Annotated in this window: 2 protein-coding genes; both read right to left on the reverse strand. The window is 61.0% G+C overall.

The annotated features are described in order from the left end of the window. The coding region (locus BOW51_RS10605) for a Rossmann-fold NAD(P)-binding domain-containing protein (protein WP_135568273.1) at nucleotides 1-720 on the reverse strand (720 nt) is incomplete at its 3' end. A 15-nt stretch (nucleotides 721-735) separates the two neighbouring features. Next, nucleotides 736-1,623: polyketide synthase dehydratase domain-containing protein (locus tag BOW51_RS10610; RefSeq protein WP_153039648.1), on the reverse strand; the 888-nt coding region annotated here is incomplete at its 5' end.

The raw sequence follows: 1,623 nt of genomic DNA on the forward strand, positions 1-1,623 counted from the left end.
CTGATAGCGAGCGGCCAGATATTCCGCCAGTTTGCCGCCCAACCCGCCGGCGCCGCCGAGAATCACATAGGTTCCCTGCTGGCGAAAAGCGGATTGCGCCGGCCATGGGCTCAAGGTCGTCGGCTGCATGTCGGCGACGCCATAGCGCCCGTCCGCGAGACAGACCGGCCTGCCCAGCAACGTGGGAAGCGGCGCGCGCAACGCCTCCCGCAACGTATCTGGAGTCAGCCTGTGCAGCGAGAAGCTGCGCACGGTCCATTCCGGCCGCTCTTTGGCCAGGGTCTGCGCCAGTCCCACATAGACGCCGTCCACAGGATGGGTGACGCTCTCGAACAGCGGGCTGGCGACAGCTTTGTCCGTGAACACGTCCAGTTTGACCGCGGGCTTGTCACGCAGCGCTTTGAGCAGACTAAAAAAGGCGCTGACGTCCTCGTCCGGCACGGCGGCGCGCCAGGGGGTACGGGTGACGAAACACAGGCGCAGCGCGGTTTTTTTATCCACAGCCCGCGCCAGGTCGTCAATGGTTTGAGGGTCCAGCAGGCGCACTTCCGCCTGGGGCGTATAATCGGCGATTTCCTCGCGCAGCGCTGCCTGCGATGGCGGAACAATAATGACCCAGAGCTCGTCCGCCTCGGACGCCGCCGCCAAAGGCAGGATTTTCCATTCGGGAGAAAACACCAGCGAATCGATAGCCGTTTGAGATATTTCGGCAAACTCCATATCCCTCATACTCCTTTATTGTAAATGTGATGGTTTGACGCCCAGGTCAAAAACAGACAGCAGGGGGGTGTAGGCTTCGTCAAAAACAGTGAGGTTGGTGCGAAACGGAGACAGTTTCTCCGTCAGCACGCAGGCGCTGCCCAAAGCCTGTTCAGGCAGCGCTTGATGTAAGGTCAGCCGGCCCAGGGAATATGGCATCAGACTCTCCCTGCGCTCGCCGATGGAAATCGCCATGCTGGTCTGAAACGCGCAGTCCAGCAGGCCGGCCCATCCCAGAGAAACGCCGGCGTAATTGCTCAGCCAGGACAGCGCCTTGTTGGACAGGCGCTGCACGTAGCTGATGCGTTGAAAGTAAGGGCCGTAGACGATCCCCATATCGGCGAAGGCGGCGTAGACCTCGCTTCGCGGAAAGTGGTCCCGGGTCTCGGCGCCGACCTGGCTGCGTACGCACAACGGCGTCGCCAGAGGATCAGCGCGCCCGGATACCGCCTGCGCATTTAAAACACCGCCGCCGCACATCTCTCCCCCATGCTCTATGCGGAACTCAATGCGCGTCGGGCTGATCGGCGCCAGTTGCACGTCGATCTCCGTCTCCGGCGTATTGGCGAGAACCGGGCGCAACCAGACCACTTCATCGACAAAACAGGTATTAAAATCCGGCCGCGACCTTGCGACAGCGCTCAAAGCCAGCTCCAGATACACCACACCAGGCAGGACCTTCCAGCCGCGCACGCGATGGTGTGAAAAATACGGATGATCGTCTCGCAGGGCGACGCGATAGCCATCGCCGGCAGGCAGCCTGCGCCAACGTCCTTGCGTGTCGAAAAATGAATCTCCGGCTCTAACGCTTGTGCTCATCATCGGTCTCGGCATCCTTAGCTGTGGTTTTCGTTTGCGCCAATC

It is taken from the genome of Solemya elarraichensis gill symbiont (assembly GCF_002021095.1).
Lineage (GTDB): Bacteria > Pseudomonadota > Gammaproteobacteria > Chromatiales > Chromatiaceae.